At 60.9% G+C, this 13,392-nt stretch carries 17 protein-coding genes; 6 read left to right on the top strand and 11 right to left on the bottom strand.

What is annotated here, in order from left to right:
• Window positions 1-103 precede the first annotated feature (103 nt).
• Entirely contained in the window at window positions 104-481 is a 378-nt protein-coding gene (locus AC1D1Z_RS01935; RefSeq protein WP_026230636.1) for a hypothetical protein, read from the bottom strand.
• A gap of 96 nt (window positions 482-577) precedes the next feature.
• Window positions 578-1,978 carry an MFS transporter gene (locus AC1D1Z_RS01940; protein WP_477849321.1) on the bottom strand — a complete coding sequence of 467 codons (1,401 nt, stop codon included), beginning with the start codon at window positions 1,976-1,978 and terminating at the stop codon, window positions 578-580.
• Window positions 1,979-2,101: 123 nt separating this feature from the next.
• Here AC1D1Z_RS01940 and AC1D1Z_RS01945 point away from each other — a divergent pair, with 123 nt between their 5' ends.
• Entirely contained in the window at window positions 2,102-3,064 is a 963-nt protein-coding gene (locus AC1D1Z_RS01945) for a LysR family transcriptional regulator (RefSeq protein ID WP_112906370.1), read from the top strand.
• A 7-nt stretch (window positions 3,065-3,071) separates the two neighbouring features.
• Here AC1D1Z_RS01945 and AC1D1Z_RS01950 read toward each other — a convergent pair whose 3' ends face one another.
• The 6 genes from AC1D1Z_RS01950 to AC1D1Z_RS01975 all read right to left on the bottom strand — a co-directional run bounded on the left by AC1D1Z_RS01950 (window position 3,072) and on the right by AC1D1Z_RS01975 (window position 5,682).
• A complete protein-coding gene (locus AC1D1Z_RS01950; protein ID WP_112906371.1) occupies window positions 3,072-3,452 on the bottom strand; it encodes a VOC family protein in 381 nt (126 codons plus the stop codon).
• A gap of 184 nt (window positions 3,453-3,636) precedes the next feature.
• A complete protein-coding gene (locus AC1D1Z_RS01955; protein WP_446983252.1) occupies window positions 3,637-4,479 on the bottom strand; it encodes a transglutaminase-like domain-containing protein in 843 nt (280 codons plus the stop codon).
• 27 nt (window positions 4,480-4,506) lie between these two features.
• On the bottom strand, window positions 4,507-4,782 hold the full coding sequence (locus AC1D1Z_RS01960) for a DUF1488 family protein (RefSeq protein ID WP_446983253.1): 276 nt from the start codon (window positions 4,780-4,782) through the stop codon (window positions 4,507-4,509).
• Window positions 4,773-5,090, bottom strand: coding sequence for a hypothetical protein (locus tag AC1D1Z_RS01965; protein WP_446983254.1), 318 nt, complete (start codon window positions 5,088-5,090; stop codon window positions 4,773-4,775). The genes AC1D1Z_RS01960 and AC1D1Z_RS01965 overlap by 10 nt, the downstream gene beginning before the upstream one ends.
• On the bottom strand, window positions 5,087-5,422 hold the full coding sequence (locus AC1D1Z_RS01970) for a hypothetical protein (protein WP_047619713.1): 336 nt from the start codon (window positions 5,420-5,422) through the stop codon (window positions 5,087-5,089). Before AC1D1Z_RS01970 ends, AC1D1Z_RS01965 begins: the two co-directional genes overlap by 4 nt.
• The gene (locus AC1D1Z_RS01975) at window positions 5,419-5,682 is read right to left on the bottom strand and encodes a hypothetical protein (protein WP_446983255.1); all 264 of its coding nucleotides are present in this window, start codon (window positions 5,680-5,682) and stop codon (window positions 5,419-5,421) included. The genes AC1D1Z_RS01970 and AC1D1Z_RS01975 overlap by 4 nt, the downstream gene beginning before the upstream one ends.
• A gap of 513 nt (window positions 5,683-6,195) precedes the next feature.
• Here AC1D1Z_RS01975 and AC1D1Z_RS01980 point away from each other — a divergent pair.
• From AC1D1Z_RS01980 to AC1D1Z_RS01995, 4 genes are all read left to right on the top strand, one after another.
• Complete coding sequence (locus AC1D1Z_RS01980; RefSeq protein WP_003557889.1) at window positions 6,196-6,513, top strand: co-chaperone GroES; 318 nt, start codon at window positions 6,196-6,198, stop codon at window positions 6,511-6,513.
• A 48-nt stretch (window positions 6,514-6,561) separates the two neighbouring features.
• Window positions 6,562-8,196, top strand: a complete 1,635-nt coding sequence (gene groL, locus AC1D1Z_RS01985; protein ID WP_018241288.1) for a chaperonin GroEL — start codon at window positions 6,562-6,564, stop codon at window positions 8,194-8,196.
• A 64-nt stretch (window positions 8,197-8,260) separates the two neighbouring features.
• A complete protein-coding gene (locus AC1D1Z_RS01990) occupies window positions 8,261-8,653 on the top strand; it encodes a hypothetical protein (protein ID WP_446967579.1) in 393 nt (130 codons plus the stop codon).
• A 66-nt stretch (window positions 8,654-8,719) separates the two neighbouring features.
• Entirely contained in the window at window positions 8,720-8,890 is a 171-nt protein-coding gene (locus AC1D1Z_RS01995; RefSeq protein ID WP_165403082.1) for a hypothetical protein, read from the top strand.
• A gap of 105 nt (window positions 8,891-8,995) precedes the next feature.
• On the opposite strand, the gene AC1D1Z_RS02000 is transcribed toward AC1D1Z_RS01995, so the two are convergent.
• From AC1D1Z_RS02000 to AC1D1Z_RS02010, 3 genes are all read right to left on the bottom strand, one after another.
• Complete coding sequence (locus tag AC1D1Z_RS02000; RefSeq protein WP_477849328.1) at window positions 8,996-10,159, bottom strand: Gfo/Idh/MocA family protein; 1,164 nt, start codon at window positions 10,157-10,159, stop codon at window positions 8,996-8,998.
• A 107-nt stretch (window positions 10,160-10,266) separates the two neighbouring features.
• Window positions 10,267-11,190 (bottom strand): TIM barrel protein, encoded by a 924-nt coding sequence (locus AC1D1Z_RS02005; RefSeq protein WP_247265948.1) that lies wholly within the window; start codon window positions 11,188-11,190, stop codon window positions 10,267-10,269.
• 42 nt (window positions 11,191-11,232) lie between these two features.
• Window positions 11,233-12,147, bottom strand: coding sequence for a sugar phosphate isomerase/epimerase family protein (locus AC1D1Z_RS02010; RefSeq protein ID WP_047619719.1), 915 nt, complete (start codon window positions 12,145-12,147; stop codon window positions 11,233-11,235).
• Between the two features lie 204 nt (window positions 12,148-12,351).
• On the opposite strand from AC1D1Z_RS02010, the gene AC1D1Z_RS02015 reads away from it, so the two are divergent.
• The gene (locus AC1D1Z_RS02015) at window positions 12,352-13,353 is read left to right on the top strand and encodes a LacI family DNA-binding transcriptional regulator (RefSeq protein ID WP_446983257.1); all 1,002 of its coding nucleotides are present in this window, start codon (window positions 12,352-12,354) and stop codon (window positions 13,351-13,353) included.
• Window positions 13,354-13,392: the final 39 nt, after the last annotated feature.

Genomic DNA, 13,392 nt, shown 5'->3' on the forward strand with positions numbered 1-13,392 from the left:
TAGCGGAGGATTTCCTGGTTTCTCCGAGTGACGGAAATGCTCAATCTTTTTGTTTTTGCGCTATCCGGAGGCAAAACCGCTGCGCACTTTTGCTGGTACTGCTCTAGCCGACAGCGCGTCTTTCGCGGGGTAATCCCTGTATCGCATATCGGTTAAAGACGGGGGTTACCGGTTTCGGCGGCGTCTTCAGCTTGCCGAAATGGTGTTCGAGCGCTTGTGAGAGCAAGGCCGGCGAGGTGACGCCCTCTTCGAACAGCCTGATCAACAGTATGGCCGCGACGTTGAAGACACGTTCGTTGCCGATCAGGATTTTGGCGTCGTAGCCGGCGTCGTCGAGCACGCCCTGCAGCATGTCGAGATCGGACGAAGTCAGATGCGGCTTTTCGAAAGTGGAAGACATCGGTCCTCCTTTCATCGGGGCAAGGGTATAAAAACCCTCAGTCGGCAGCGCCCGTACACTGGCTGCCGAAGTTGCGACCATGCGCCTTTCACCCAGGCAACGCAACGGGATTCTTGCAGCAAATATCGCTGCGGTTGATGAGTAGCCCGCACCGGTCAGGGTGCGGGCCGATGACGGTCATTCCGCCGCCTGATAGATGGGCCTCCGGGCGGCCGATCTCCGCGGACCGGCGGCTGCAAGCAGGGTGATCGCCACCGCAAGCAGCGCCACGAAAGCGATGCCGGCGATATAGGGGTTCCAGCCGAAATGTGGCGCGGCGCCGAAGACTGCCGAGGCGGCCGCGAGCACGATGCCGCCACCGATCTGGAAGGAGGCGAAAAGCAGTCCGGAGGCGAGCCCTGACTTGTCGTCTTCCACGTCGGAAAGGGCTGCGACCTGTACCGAAGGGTAGGTCATGGCGTAGCCGAGGCCGAGCGGGATCTGCGAAAACAGCACCAGCAGGATCGGGTCGACATGTCCGAGTGCTGTCACCCAGAAGATGTAGCTGAACGCCTGCAGGCCGACACCCGCCGCCATCAGCCCGGTGGCGCCGCGATTTTGCGCAAGCGTCGCAAAACGTGGCGCCAGGAACATCACGAAGACGCCGCCGAGCGCAAAGCAGAAGCCGGTCGTGAAGGCCGACCAGCCGATGACGTTCTGATAATAGAGCGTCGCCAGGAACTGGAAGCCGACATAGGCGCCCTGGAAGAGAGCGGCGATGGCATTGGCATGCCGGAGCTTGGCCCGGCGAAACATGCCGAGCGGCACCATCGGATCGGCATGCCGCGCTTCGACCACGAGGAAGAGCAGAATCAGCACCAGCGATGCCAGCAGCGAACCCCAAGTCGGGAAGGCTTGCCAGCCGGCGGCCGCAGCATTGGTGATGCCGAAGACGAAGAGCAGCAGCCCTGGCGTGATCGTCAGCGCGCCGGCCCAGTCGAAACTGGGCCGCGGTCCCGTCCTTTTGGGGTCGGCTGGCAGCGCCAGCGGCGCCAGAAAGAGTGTCAGGATGGCGACGGGCGCGCCCATGACAAGCGTCGCCCGCCAGCTGAAGATCGTCGCGGCACCGCCGAGCACCATGCCGAGCACGAAGCCGGTGGCGCCGGTAGAGGCGAAGACGCCGAGCGCCTTTGCCYGCGCGGTTCCCTCGCCGAAGACGGAGAGCAGCAGCGCAAGGGCTGCAGGCGCGGTGAAGGCAGCCGCAATGCCCTTGATCAATCGGGCGGCGATCAGTGTCGGCCCGCTATCGACGAAGCCGCCAGCGATGCTGGCGCCGGCAAAGATCGCCAGCGACCAGAGGAAGACGCGGCGATGGCCGAAGACGTCGGCGACGCGGCCGCCAAGCAGCAGGAAGCCGCCATAGCCGAGCACATAGGCGCTGACGGCCCATTGCAGCGATGTCGCCTCCATGCCGAGTTCGGCCTGGATGGCAGGCAAGGCAACGCCGATGGTGGAAACGTCCATGGCGTCGAGGAAATTGGCGGTGCAGAGCAGCAGCAATGCCAGCCCCGCCCCGCTTCGCGATTTGGAAAGAGTCATCGAAATCGTTCCTTCTTTACTGCCGCCTCATCGGGGGAGGTTGCCGGGCGGCAGGGAACGAGAAAATGTACAGCTTCCATTCCTATTGCAAATTGATAGTAGCTATGCCAGGTATTACTGACGATGATGAATGATGCCACGCTTCGCAAGATCGACCTCAATCTCCTGCTGGCCTTTTCGGTGCTGATGCAGGAGCGCAATGTCAGTCGCGCCGCCGAGCGCCTGCTGCTCGGCCAGCCGGGCCTGTCGGCCGCTTTGCGGCGCCTGCGCGAAGCGCTGGACGACGAATTGTTCGTGCGTGTCGGCCGCGGCCTGCAGCCGACGCCGCGCGCCCTTTCCATCGCCCCGGCGATTGAGGATGCACTGTCGGGCATCGAGCGTGCCATCCGCCCACAGGCCGAATTCGATCCGGCAAGCTGGCAGGGCGAGTTCCGCATCGGCATGTGCGACAATCTTGAATCGGCCTTCTTCGGCCCGCTTGCCGCCCGTCTTCTCCAGCTTTCACCCGGCGCCCGGCTGATCGGCATCGCTTCCGAAAAGCGCGATGCCGCACGCCGGCTGGATGAAGGCGTCTTCGATTTTAGCGTCGCGATGCATGACGAACCCGCCTCCTGGCACATTCGCGCGCCGCTGTTCGACCAAGTCTCGATCTGCATCTACGATGAAGCTCAGCTCGGGCTGAAGGCGCCGTTGAGCCTCAAGGATTTCGCCAATGTCGCGCATGTCACCGTCTCGTTCGAAGGCAACACCTCGACCGGTATCGACATGGCGCTGAACCGCACCGGCGATGTGAGACAGGTGGTGGCGACCGTCCCGCGCTTTTCCGCTCTGCCGATGGTGCTGAAGGCGATGCCCGCCATTGCCACCGTGCCGGAATCGATAGGTCGCTGCATGGCGCAGTTACATGGGCTGATGCTTTGCGAGCCGCCGCTTTCGCTGCCGACCGATCCCGTGACGATGCTTTATCGCCGAGTCGACCAGACGGACGGCCGGGCGCGCTGGTTCCGTCGCCTGTTCATCGATGTAGCCAATAAGGCGCTCGAAGCTTCCGGCTGCTGCGTATCCATTCCGAGAGCCGCTGCCTGACGGTCCGTTATAGCTCGCCTTTGTGGAAATAAGCTTCGAGGCGATAGCCGTCGGGGTCGATGATGAAGGCGGCATAATAGAAGCGCCCGTAATCCGGCCGGATACCCGGTTCACCATTATCCGTGCCGCCAGATGCGACGGCCGCCGCGTGAAAGGCATCGACCGCAGCCTCATTCGGGGCGACGAAGCAGAAATGCAGCCCGGATCGCATGTCGGCAACAACAGGCTGTTCAACCTGCATCACCCAGAGCCCGACCGTTTCCAGGCCGTAGCCGATCGTGGTGTCGGAATTGGAGAGGCGCTCATATCCGAGCGGCGTTAGCGCCGCATCGTAGAAACGGCGGGCTCTTTCCAGGTCTTTTACGCCGATGGAAATATGATCGAACATGGACTGCGAAACTCCCTATCTTCCGCTAATGGCCGCTCACACCCAAGATGGCTCGACGCCAACATCTTTCAACCGCTGTTCTAAAGCATGTCGCGCAAAAGTGTGCGGGACAGGCAGTCCTACGACTGCAGTCGCCTGCGGTAAAGCTGAGACCGGACATCGTCGCATCCCGCCCAGGTCTCGTTTAAACAGCGCCCTCAGCGACGTTTTGCATCTGGTGCAGGTCTGTCACCTCATAGGTCCAGACTCGAAACGCCTTCAGCACATGTGGTCCGAAGGAATTGATGAGCGGTATGTCGGCAGCGTCGCGCCCGCGTGCGACGATGATGCGACCGATCCGCGGTGTGTTGTTGCGCGGATCGAATGCATGCCATGCACCGTCAAGGAAGACCTCGATCCAGGCGCTGAAGTCCATCGGATCGACGACGGGAATGCCGATGTCGCCGAGATGGCCATTGATATATCGGGCAGGAATGTTGAGGCAACGGCACAACGCCACCGCGAGATGCGCAAAGTCGCGACAGACGCCGACGCGTTCGTGGAACGCCTCGAAGGCTGTCCGCGTCGATCGCGCCTGCATGTAGTCGAATTGGATATGGCCGTGAACGAAGTCGCAGATCGCCTGAACGCGGCCCCAGCCGGGTGAGACGGTGCCGAACATATCCCACGCAATTTGACTGAGACGATCCGTCTCGCAATAGCGGCTGCCCATTAGGTAGACGAGGCAATCATCCGGCAACTTCGAAACCGGGAGTTCCCTGGCGCCTGGCAGCGACCTGTCCGGTTTGCCGTCGTCTTCGATCGTCGCATCGCCCCATATGGTCAGGTCGCCCGCTGGGGCAACCAGCCGAAGACAGCGGTTGCCGAAGAGGTCGCGATAAGTCGAAGTGGGAACATTGGGCGTGGTGAATACCGTTTCCGGAATTCTGATGTCGGCCGCACGATCCTCATGCACCGACAACAGGCATACCAATGCGGTCGGCTGCGGGCAGGTCAGCGTCATTTCATAGCCATAACGGATCAACATGGAGCGTTCTCGCGCGTCCGGATCCGTCTAGCGGAAATCCGCCGCAGTTAGAGTATAGAAGGCGCGGCGGCGGTAGGAATAGGCTTTGTGCGCCACGACCTGAATGGAGTTGCGCAGGGCGTCGAAAGACGAAAGCCACCTCGTTTCCGAAGGCTCGGTTCTTTGCAATGCGGCGTCGGATTTCGCCAGCGCGCCAACCTCGATGAAGAACAACACCTGGAACATGCCGTCATGGCCGACGAAGCGCACAGCATTTCTCGCCGCATCGAAGCTACGGCTTTGGTTTAGAAACGCTAGCGCCATGGTTGGACCGGCGGGCTCTTACGAGCACTCCGAGCGGCGCCCGACAGCCTCAACCATTCCTTCCGGTATCCTATGTTGAGGAGATTGAAGGACATCATGTCCTTCCCGGCCTCCGAACGGCTCTTGCCGATCATGGCATGGTCGGCGTGCGCGGGAACGCTTGCAGAAACACGATAGACGGTCCACGAACGGGCGGATTCGATCCGGCGGTCGTGTTCGATCTCCATCGAGTAGCGGCCGGGCGCTTCCCATGTGTGGACGGCAAATGCATTCCGTCTTCGTTCGGCTTCGTCTCCATGGCTGTTCACGATGTCAACCTTTCGTCATTCGGGCCGCGGCCTTGGCCAAACGTCCTCTCGATCAGTGTTGCGCCGCTGCCGGCGGGCGATAGGTTTACCAGTTCCAGGCTATCTTCCGTCGCGACCCGCTCATGACGTTCATCGTCACTACGGATGCGGTATTGCAGCACATTTCCTCTCAGAGGCAGCGTGGCGGTAATGCGGTATGTGTCGGGAAGCTTGGAGGGAACGACCAAGAACCCGTCCTTCACCCGGACAGTCTGCCCCACCTTGAAGATATGTGTTGCTGCCTCGCGCCGGACTGAGCGTCCATTGCGTTGCGGGATGCGCGTAGCGGTCATGACGGTTTGTGGTCCTTTTCGAGCACGGTTTCGAGATCTGACAGGTGGATAGGCATCATCTGCTGCGTCGAACTCTGCGCGGCGATCGCCGGCAGGTGGATGAAGGCGCCGACCCGTCGCCAGGCAAGCCTGGAAACGCTTTCGATCAATTCCTCGTCATAATCGACGCGGTATTCTCCGGCTGGCTGCGTCGCGTCGAAACCGGGCAGGCGGAATGGGGATGAAAAGCGGACGACGGTTTGTGTGGTGCGACTAGTCACTGCTGAGGCCTCCGCAGGAATACACCGATGCGTTTCCTGTATCGTTGAGATCCGAACCGGACGAACTCGAGTCTGCCGGTACATCCGCGGTCAGCGCCAAGCTCATTCCGGATCGGAACAGGCGAACTCAACGCCGGAACGACGTCATGGATCGCTGTCGAGAATTCAGTGGTGATGGCGGGTCGTAGGTCTCTGACACCGCGAAGCCAAGTTGGCCAAATCGACGAGACCTATCATTGCGCCTCTATTGAGTTTAAATCAAGATAAATTCTGATTTATCTATAAAAAACGCCAAATTAACTCTTCGTTCAGGAAAATAAAATGAAGCGAGATGGCGTATAAAATTCTATTCATTTCCTGATTATTACAAAATATCCGGTCGGATTGATTTCCTGAATATCTCAAAAAAATTCCCTCCGCGAATAATATTTCTTGGCACTCCTATCAATCGAGTGCCACGAGTGTTATTTATGAGTTGCAGCCGCCATACGCGCCGGCAGCAGAAAGACCTCTATGAAATTCCGTTCACTTCACGACCGCGTCGTCATTCGACGTGCGGAAGGCGATGTCAAATCCAAGGGCGGGATCATCATTCCAGACACCGCCAAGGAGAAGCCGCAGCAAGGCGAAGTGGTCGCAGTCGGCCCGGGCCTGCGCGACAAAAGCGGCAATCTGGTCCCGCTCGATGTCGAGGTCGGTGATCTCATTCTGTTTGGAAAATGGTCGGGGACAGAGGTCACGATCGATGGCGAAACCCTTCTGATCATGAAGGAGACCGACATCATGGGCATCGTCGAAAAGACCGAGGCGGCTGCCGACAAAGCCGCCTGAGAGTCGAATTTGTGACCGCATCTCAAGACTGAACTGGGAAGAAATATCATGTCTGCCAAGGAAATCAGATTCTCCAACGACGCGCGCGACCGCCTGCTGCGCGGCGTCGAATTGCTCAACAACGCCGTCAAGGTGACGCTTGGCCCGAAGGGTCGCAACGTCGTCATTGACAAGGCCTATGGCGCACCGCGCATTACCAAGGACGGCGTCAGCGTCGCCAAGGAGATCGAGCTCGCGGACAAGTTCGAGAACATGGGCGCGCAAATGGTGCGCGAGGTGGCTTCGAAGACCAATGATCTTGCCGGCGACGGCACGACGACGGCAACGGTGCTCGCCGCCTCCATATTCCGCGAAGGCGCAAAGCTCGTCGCTGCCGGCATGAACCCTATGGATCTCCGGCGCGGCATCGATCTCGGCGTTACCGCCGTCGTCAAGGAAATCAAGGCGAGGGCGATGAAGGTCAAATCGTCAAGCGAGATCGCCCAGGTCGGCACCATTGCCGCCAATGGCGACGCCGCCATCGGCGAGATGATCGCCAAGGCGATGGACAAGGTCGGCAATGAGGGCGTCATAACAGTCGAAGAGGCGCGAACCGCCGAGACCGAACTCGACGTCGTCGAGGGTATGCAGTTCGACCGCGGCTATCTCTCACCCTATTTCGTCACCAACGCCGAGAAGATGCGCGTGGAACTGGAGGATCCCTATATCCTCGTTCACGAGAAGAAACTCGGCAGTCTGCAGGCGATGCTGCCGATCCTGGAAGCCGTCGTACAGACCGGCAAACCGCTGCTCCTCATCTCGGAGGACGTCGAAGGCGAGGCGCTGGCGACGCTTGTTGTCAACAAGCTGCGCGGCGGCCTGAAGGTCGCAGCCGTCAAGGCGCCGGGCTTCGGTGATCGCCGTAAGGCCATGCTGGAAGACATTGCCGTGCTCACATCAGGCCAGATGATTTCCGAGGACCTCGGCATCAAGCTCGACAACGTCACGCTCGATATGCTCGGCCACGCCAAGCGCGTGCTGATCGACAAGGAATCCACCACGATCATCGACGGCTCCGGCGAGAAAGCGGCCATCCAGGCTCGTATCCAGCAGATCAAGGCGCAGATCGAGGAGACCACTTCCGATTACGATAAGGAAAAGCTGCAGGAACGCCTGGCGAAACTCGCCGGTGGCGTCGCGGTTATCCGCGTCGGCGGCGCGACCGAAACGGAAGTCAAGGAAAAGAAGGACCGCATCGACGATGCGCTGAACGCCACCCGTGCGGCGGTCGAAGAGGGCATCGTGCCCGGCGGCGGCGTGGCACTGTTGCGCGCCAAGTCGGCGCTCACGGGCCTGACCGGAGAGAACGCCGACGTGACGGCGGGCATCTCGATCGTGCTCAGGGCGCTCGAAGCGCCGATCCGGCAGATCGCCGACAATGCCGGGTTCGAGGGCTCCATCGTCGTTGGAAAACTCGCGGGCAGCAATAACCACAATCAGGGCTTCGACGCACAGACGGAGACCTATGTCGATATGATCGAGGCCGGCATCGTCGATCCCGCCAAGGTCGTGCGCACCGCTCTGCAGGACGCCGGCTCGATTGCGGCGCTTCTGATCACCGCCGAGGTGATGATCGCTGACATTCCCGCAAGAGACTCCGCCCCTGCAGCCGGAAATGGCGGCATGGGCGATATGGGATACTGAGAACAGCCTGAACCGTCCGGCGTGGCCGGACGGCGAACCCGAACAATAGACAGGGAGAATTCCAATGTCCGTTCAGAGCAGCAGCAAGACATCGATCACCCAGCGTTTCGACAGTTACCAGCCATCCAAGACACTTCTCGTCTGGGCCTGCGTCGTCACGGCAATCGCCACGATGATTATCGGCTTCAGCTGGGGAGGTTGGGTAACAGGCGGCACGTCAAGCAAAGCGGCAGCCGCCGCCGGCGACGTTGCACGCGGAGAACTGGCGTCCGCCATTTGCGTCGAACGGTTCAATGCGGCGCCGGATGCGGGCGCTAAACTGATCGAGTTCAAAGCGATTACCGAAGGCTACAAGCAGCGTCAGTTCGTCGAGGCCGGCGGTTGGGCGACCATGCCTGGGCAGAGCTCACCCGACAGCCGAAGTGTTCAGGCCTGCGCCACCGCGCTTGCCATCTGACACCATTTTTCAGAGCGCTCCGATATGTGTGCGGAGCGCTTCCACTCTCAAAGCAGGAAATGACCAATGATCCGTTTTGTGAAAAAGAGCGACCCGCAGCCACCCGCAGACGACGCCGGCGACAACCGCTTCCAGAAAATCCGCGAGGCAGCTGCCGACGAGCATAAGAAAGCCGCCAACGACAGCACACGACGCCGCCCGCCGCAGGCAACGGAAGATGACGATCCGCTTATCTGAGAGGGTATGGAAAAGCGTCCTTGAACAGGTCTCCAGCGCAGCCGTGTAAGCCGGCATATGGCGCGATCTGAGGGCAGGGACGTACCCAGGGCGCTCCTTGAAGACCTAGCGATAATCCAGCCAGGTCCCGCCAGCGTCGGCAGAACGCACGCAGTTTTCCACCCAGCGTACCCCTTCCAGTCCGGCATCGACATCGGGAAAGACGAGGTCTTCGATCCCCGCAGGGGCGAGGCCGCGCTCTCTGTTGATGGCAAAGCCGAAGCGGCGATAAAGGTTCGCCCAGGCTTCGAAGAGACCTTCCGGGTGACCGCCGCCGATCCGGTCGTCGATCCTGGCCTCGGGATAGAGATAGTCCATGCCGCGCTCGAGAACGCGGGCCGGTTCGCCCTGGATCTCGTAGGAGAGCTGGTTCGGCCGCTCGTCCCACCATTCGATACTGGCCTTCGAGCCGACGATTCGGATCTTCTGGCCGTGCATGGAGCCGGCATTGACGGCGCTCGACCAGATGGTGGCGATCGCGCCATTATCATATTCCATCAGGGTCACCGCATTGTCTTCCAGCGGCGCGCGGCTTTTGACGAAGCTCTGGCGGGTGCAGAGCAGACGCCTGATCTTCAGGTGCGGCAGGATGACCTTGGCGATATAAAGCGGGTGGGTCCCGACATCGCCGAGGACATAGCTGGGACCTGCGAATTTCGGGTCGACGCGCCAGCGCGTCGAGGGGTTCTGCTCCTCCACCGCAGCGCTATGGAAGCCATGGGCGAATTGCAGGTTGACGATGCGGATCTCGCCGAGATCACCATTCCTGACCATGGCGCGTGCCTGCTCGATCATCTGGTGGCCGGCATAGCCGTAGGTCACGCCGACGATCCGGCCGCGCGCCCGGGAAAGCRTCTTAAGTTCTTCGGCCTCGGCGATTGTGAAGCAGAGCGGCTTTTCGCAGATCACATGCAGATCATGTTCGAGTGCCGCTTTGCAAATCGCGAAATGGGTGTTGTTGGGTGTCGCGATCGACACGGCCTCGATGCCGTCGGCGCGCCCGGCTTCGGCCGCAAACATAGTCGCATAGTCCCGGTAGCTCCTGGCTTCGTCGAGCCCCAGATCGAGGCCGAAGGCGCGGCCGCGTTCGGGATCGATATCGAAGGCACCCGCCATAAGGGTAAAGACGTCGTCGCGATGCGCTGCCGAGCGATGAATGTAGCCGATCTGGCTGCCTTTGCCGCCGCCGACCATACCCCAGCGGATCGGTTTTTGCCTGTTATTCGTCATAGTTTTTTCCCTAGCAATTCCAGCAAAAGTGCGCAGCGGTTTTGCGTCCGGAATTGCGCAAAACAGAGATGGAGCGTTTCCGTGTTTCGAAGAAAAACGGAAATGCTCTAGAACCCGACCGACCTGAGGTAATCGCGGCTTTGCTTCACATCTTCGAGGCTGCCGGCGACATTGAGCGGATCGCGCTCCTGCTCGACGGTGATGAAGCCGTGATAGCCGATCTCCTCGAGCGTCCGCTTGACGGCGGGATAATCGATGACCCCGCGGCCGATCGGGCACATGACGCCCTGTCCGCAGGCCTCGAAGAAGCGGATCCTTTCACCCAGCACACGGTCGAAGACGCCCTGGTCGATATCCTTGAAGTGGACGTAGTCCAGCCTGTCGGCATAGCGGCGAAGCATCTCGACCGGATCCATGCCGGCATAATAGCTATGGCCGGTGTCGAGGCAGAAGCCGGCGATCTCCTGCGGAATGTCACCTGCCACCCGCTCGATTTCATCGGCAAATTCGATATAGCCGCCCGCATGCGGGTGGATGACCGCGCGCACGCCGTATTTCCGCCGAGCGAGTTCGGCGATCGCCGTGATGTTGGCGACCATCCCGGCCCAGGCCTTGTCATCGAGACGCGGCGCACGATCGGAATGGCCGGCAGCATAGTCCCGTTCGTCGTGCCCCCAGTCCATGACCGTGAGATAGGGCGTCTTGAACCGCTGGCCCGCCACCTGTTCCGGCTGCGGCAGCCTGGTGATAACGGCGCAGATTTCGTCCGTCTGCCGCAGCAATGTCTCCCGATTTTCAGGAGAGACCAGATCGTCGAAGATCGTGCCGGCGACGATGAAGAGATTGCGCTCGGTGAGCGCCTTTGCGACGAGCGCATCATCGAGCGGCACGTAACCATAGGGCCCGAGTTCAAGGCCGCCATAGCCGGCTGCCGCCGCCTCGTCGAAGACGCGTTCCCAGGAGGGAAGGTTTGGATTGTTGACGTCATCAACGCCCCAGCAGCAGGGGGCTGTCGTAATCGTGATGGTCACGGTTTTATTCCTGATAGTGGGTGCCGGGGCGGATGTTGGCGATCAGCCAAGTTTCCCGGGCCAGTATTTGTCGACATATTTTTGAATTTCGGAGCGCATGAAGCGCCCGGAATCGTCGGCGCGCTCCTCCCAGCCGAAGACGCAGGCGGTGATGATGCCGTCGAACCCGACTGCGGCGAGCGAGGAGAAGAAGACATCCCAATTGATCTCGCCCTGGTACATATCCATGTGCTGATGGATGGTGACCTTCGCGCCCGGCGGATTGATGATGTAGCGCAGCCCGGATGACGCCTTGTGATTATAGGTATCGGCCACATGCACATGGGCGATCAGCGGGCCGGCATCGCGGATCATTCGCGCCATATCGTCACCGAAATAGAAGGTATGCGGCGCGCAGTAGAGGAATTTGACGTTCTTCGAGCCGATGGTCTTCAGCATGTCGATCGCCGGATGCAGCGTTTCGCACCAGTCTTCCGGATGCGGTTCCATGTTAAGCGTGACGCCCTCGCGCTCGAACACCGGAACGAGCTCTTCTATCGAGCGCCACCAGGCAGCCTCGCTGTGCTCGTGGGTATGCATGCCGCCGCAGCAGCTGGCGCGGTGGCTGCGATCCGGCGACGGGCCGCGGCCGAATTCCGAGTTCATCGTATCGCAGCCCATTTCGGCGGCGATCGCGATCGCTTCCTTCCAGTAGCGCACTGCGGCCTGCCGCTCGTCCTCATGCGGGCTCGCCCAGCGATACATCGGCAGGATCGAGGCGAGCTGGACGCCGTGATCCTTCAGGGCCGCCTTGAATTCCGCAATGCGTTCCTTGTGTGCCCGCGGGCGCACCCACCAGGGCAGAAAATCGTCGCGCGGTGAAAGCTCGATATGCTCATAGCCGAGCTCCGCTGCCTTGCGGCAGAGGTCGCGCAGGTTGAGGTGACGGTGCATATGCGGGTCGAGTGCGATCTTCATCTGGCTCCTCCGTCATCCCCGGCCGCTTCGCGCCGGCGGATGATCCTTGATCTCGTTTTGGACCGACCGGTGCTCCTCCCGGATTGCTGGCACGATACTGCTGCGGCGCCCCGATACTCCAATGCTTCCTTGATCAAATTTGATCATTGACCCCAGAGCATGCCGATGCTCTGCTGTGTCAGCTTTGGGAGTGAGTGAGACCTGATGAAGGTGACTTTGAAGGATGTCGCACGGCAAGCCGGCGTTGGTACCGCGACCGTCGAGCGCGTTCTCAACGACCGCGGCGGCGTGCGGCCGGAGACGGTGGAGAAGGTCTTCCTGGCGGCAAGGCGGCTTGAATACCGGCAAAGCCTGCCGGTCGCCCATCGCGGCCTGATCCGGATAGAGGTGATCCTGGTTCGCCCGGAGACCAGCTTCTATTCGCGTTTGAACCGGGCGTTCGAGCGCATCGCCGCCTCGCTCGACGACAGCATCACCGTTCACCGCACCTTCGTCCGCGAGAACGAACCGGCGCAATTCGCCCGCTACATCGCCAACCCGATGGCGCGCCGATCGGCACTGATCGTGGTTGCGCCTGACCATGCCGATGTCGTCACCAGCGTGCGGAAGGCGGCCGGTCTCGGCATCCCCGTCGTTCAGATCATGACCCGTCCGGCCCCCGAACTGCCCTATGTCGGCATCGACAATTATGCTGCCGGACGCACCGCGGCTCACTACATGTCGGGCATGCTGGCGCAGCGCCCCGGTTCGTTCGTCGCTCTCTGCCACAGCGGCGCCTATGAGAACCATAAGGAGCGGATCCGCGGCTTCTCTAGCTATCTCTCGGAGAAGGGTTCAAGCGAACATCGTTTCATCGAGGTCATGTTCGATCTCGATGATGAGCACAATGCCATGGAACTGCTGCAAGCGGCCCTCCGGCGGGAGCCCGGCATCATCGGCGTCTATAGTGCCGGCGGCGACAACAAGGGTGTTGCCAGGGTGCTCCAGGCAAACAAGGCTAGGCGGCCGTTCTGGGTCGGCCACGAATTGACGGAGCAGACGCAGCACTACCTGCGCCACGGCATCATGTCGATCGTGCTCGACCAGGCGCCGGAGGTCCAGGCGAGGCGTTCAATAGACCTTGCCCTGAACAGGCTCGGCCTCATCGAGGTGGAGGTCAGCTCCGACCCTGTGCGCTTCCTGACGATCACGTCGGAAAACCTCTGAGGCGGGATAAGGATGCCCGGACAATCCGCTCGACTGAGC

Source organism: Rhizobium sp. P1_E1 (assembly GCF_056406015.1).

What these genes read in the sequence shown, in the direction of transcription:
- groL (WP_018241288.1), top strand. Translation starts at nt 6,562, where the DNA reads ATGTCTGCCAAGGAAATCAGATTCTCCAACGACGCGCGCGACCGCCTG.
- AC1D1Z_RS01945 (WP_112906370.1), top strand. Translation starts at nt 2,102, where the DNA reads ATGATGAATGATGCCACGCTTCGCAAGATCGACCTCAATCTCCTGCTG.
- AC1D1Z_RS01995 (WP_165403082.1), top strand. Translation starts at nt 8,720, where the DNA reads ATGATCCGTTTTGTGAAAAAGAGCGACCCGCAGCCACCCGCAGACGAC.
- AC1D1Z_RS01955 (WP_446983252.1), bottom strand. Translation starts at nt 4,479, where the DNA reads ATGTTGATCCGTTATGGCTATGAAATGACGCTGACCTGCCCGCAGCCG.
- AC1D1Z_RS01935 (WP_026230636.1), bottom strand. Translation starts at nt 481, where the DNA reads ATGGTCGCAACTTCGGCAGCCAGTGTACGGGCGCTGCCGACTGAGGGT.
- AC1D1Z_RS01970 (WP_047619713.1), bottom strand. Translation starts at nt 5,422, where the DNA reads ATGACCGCTACGCGCATCCCGCAACGCAATGGACGCTCAGTCCGGCGC.
- AC1D1Z_RS01990 (WP_446967579.1), top strand. Translation starts at nt 8,261, where the DNA reads ATGTCCGTTCAGAGCAGCAGCAAGACATCGATCACCCAGCGTTTCGAC.
- AC1D1Z_RS01960 (WP_446983253.1), bottom strand. Translation starts at nt 4,782, where the DNA reads ATGGCGCTAGCGTTTCTAAACCAAAGCCGTAGCTTCGATGCGGCGAGA.
- AC1D1Z_RS01950 (WP_112906371.1), bottom strand. Translation starts at nt 3,452, where the DNA reads ATGTTCGATCATATTTCCATCGGCGTAAAAGACCTGGAAAGAGCCCGC.
- AC1D1Z_RS02015 (WP_446983257.1), top strand. Translation starts at nt 12,352, where the DNA reads ATGAAGGTGACTTTGAAGGATGTCGCACGGCAAGCCGGCGTTGGTACC.
- AC1D1Z_RS02010 (WP_047619719.1), bottom strand. Translation starts at nt 12,147, where the DNA reads ATGAAGATCGCACTCGACCCGCATATGCACCGTCACCTCAACCTGCGC.
- AC1D1Z_RS01980 (WP_003557889.1), top strand. Translation starts at nt 6,196, where the DNA reads ATGAAATTCCGTTCACTTCACGACCGCGTCGTCATTCGACGTGCGGAA.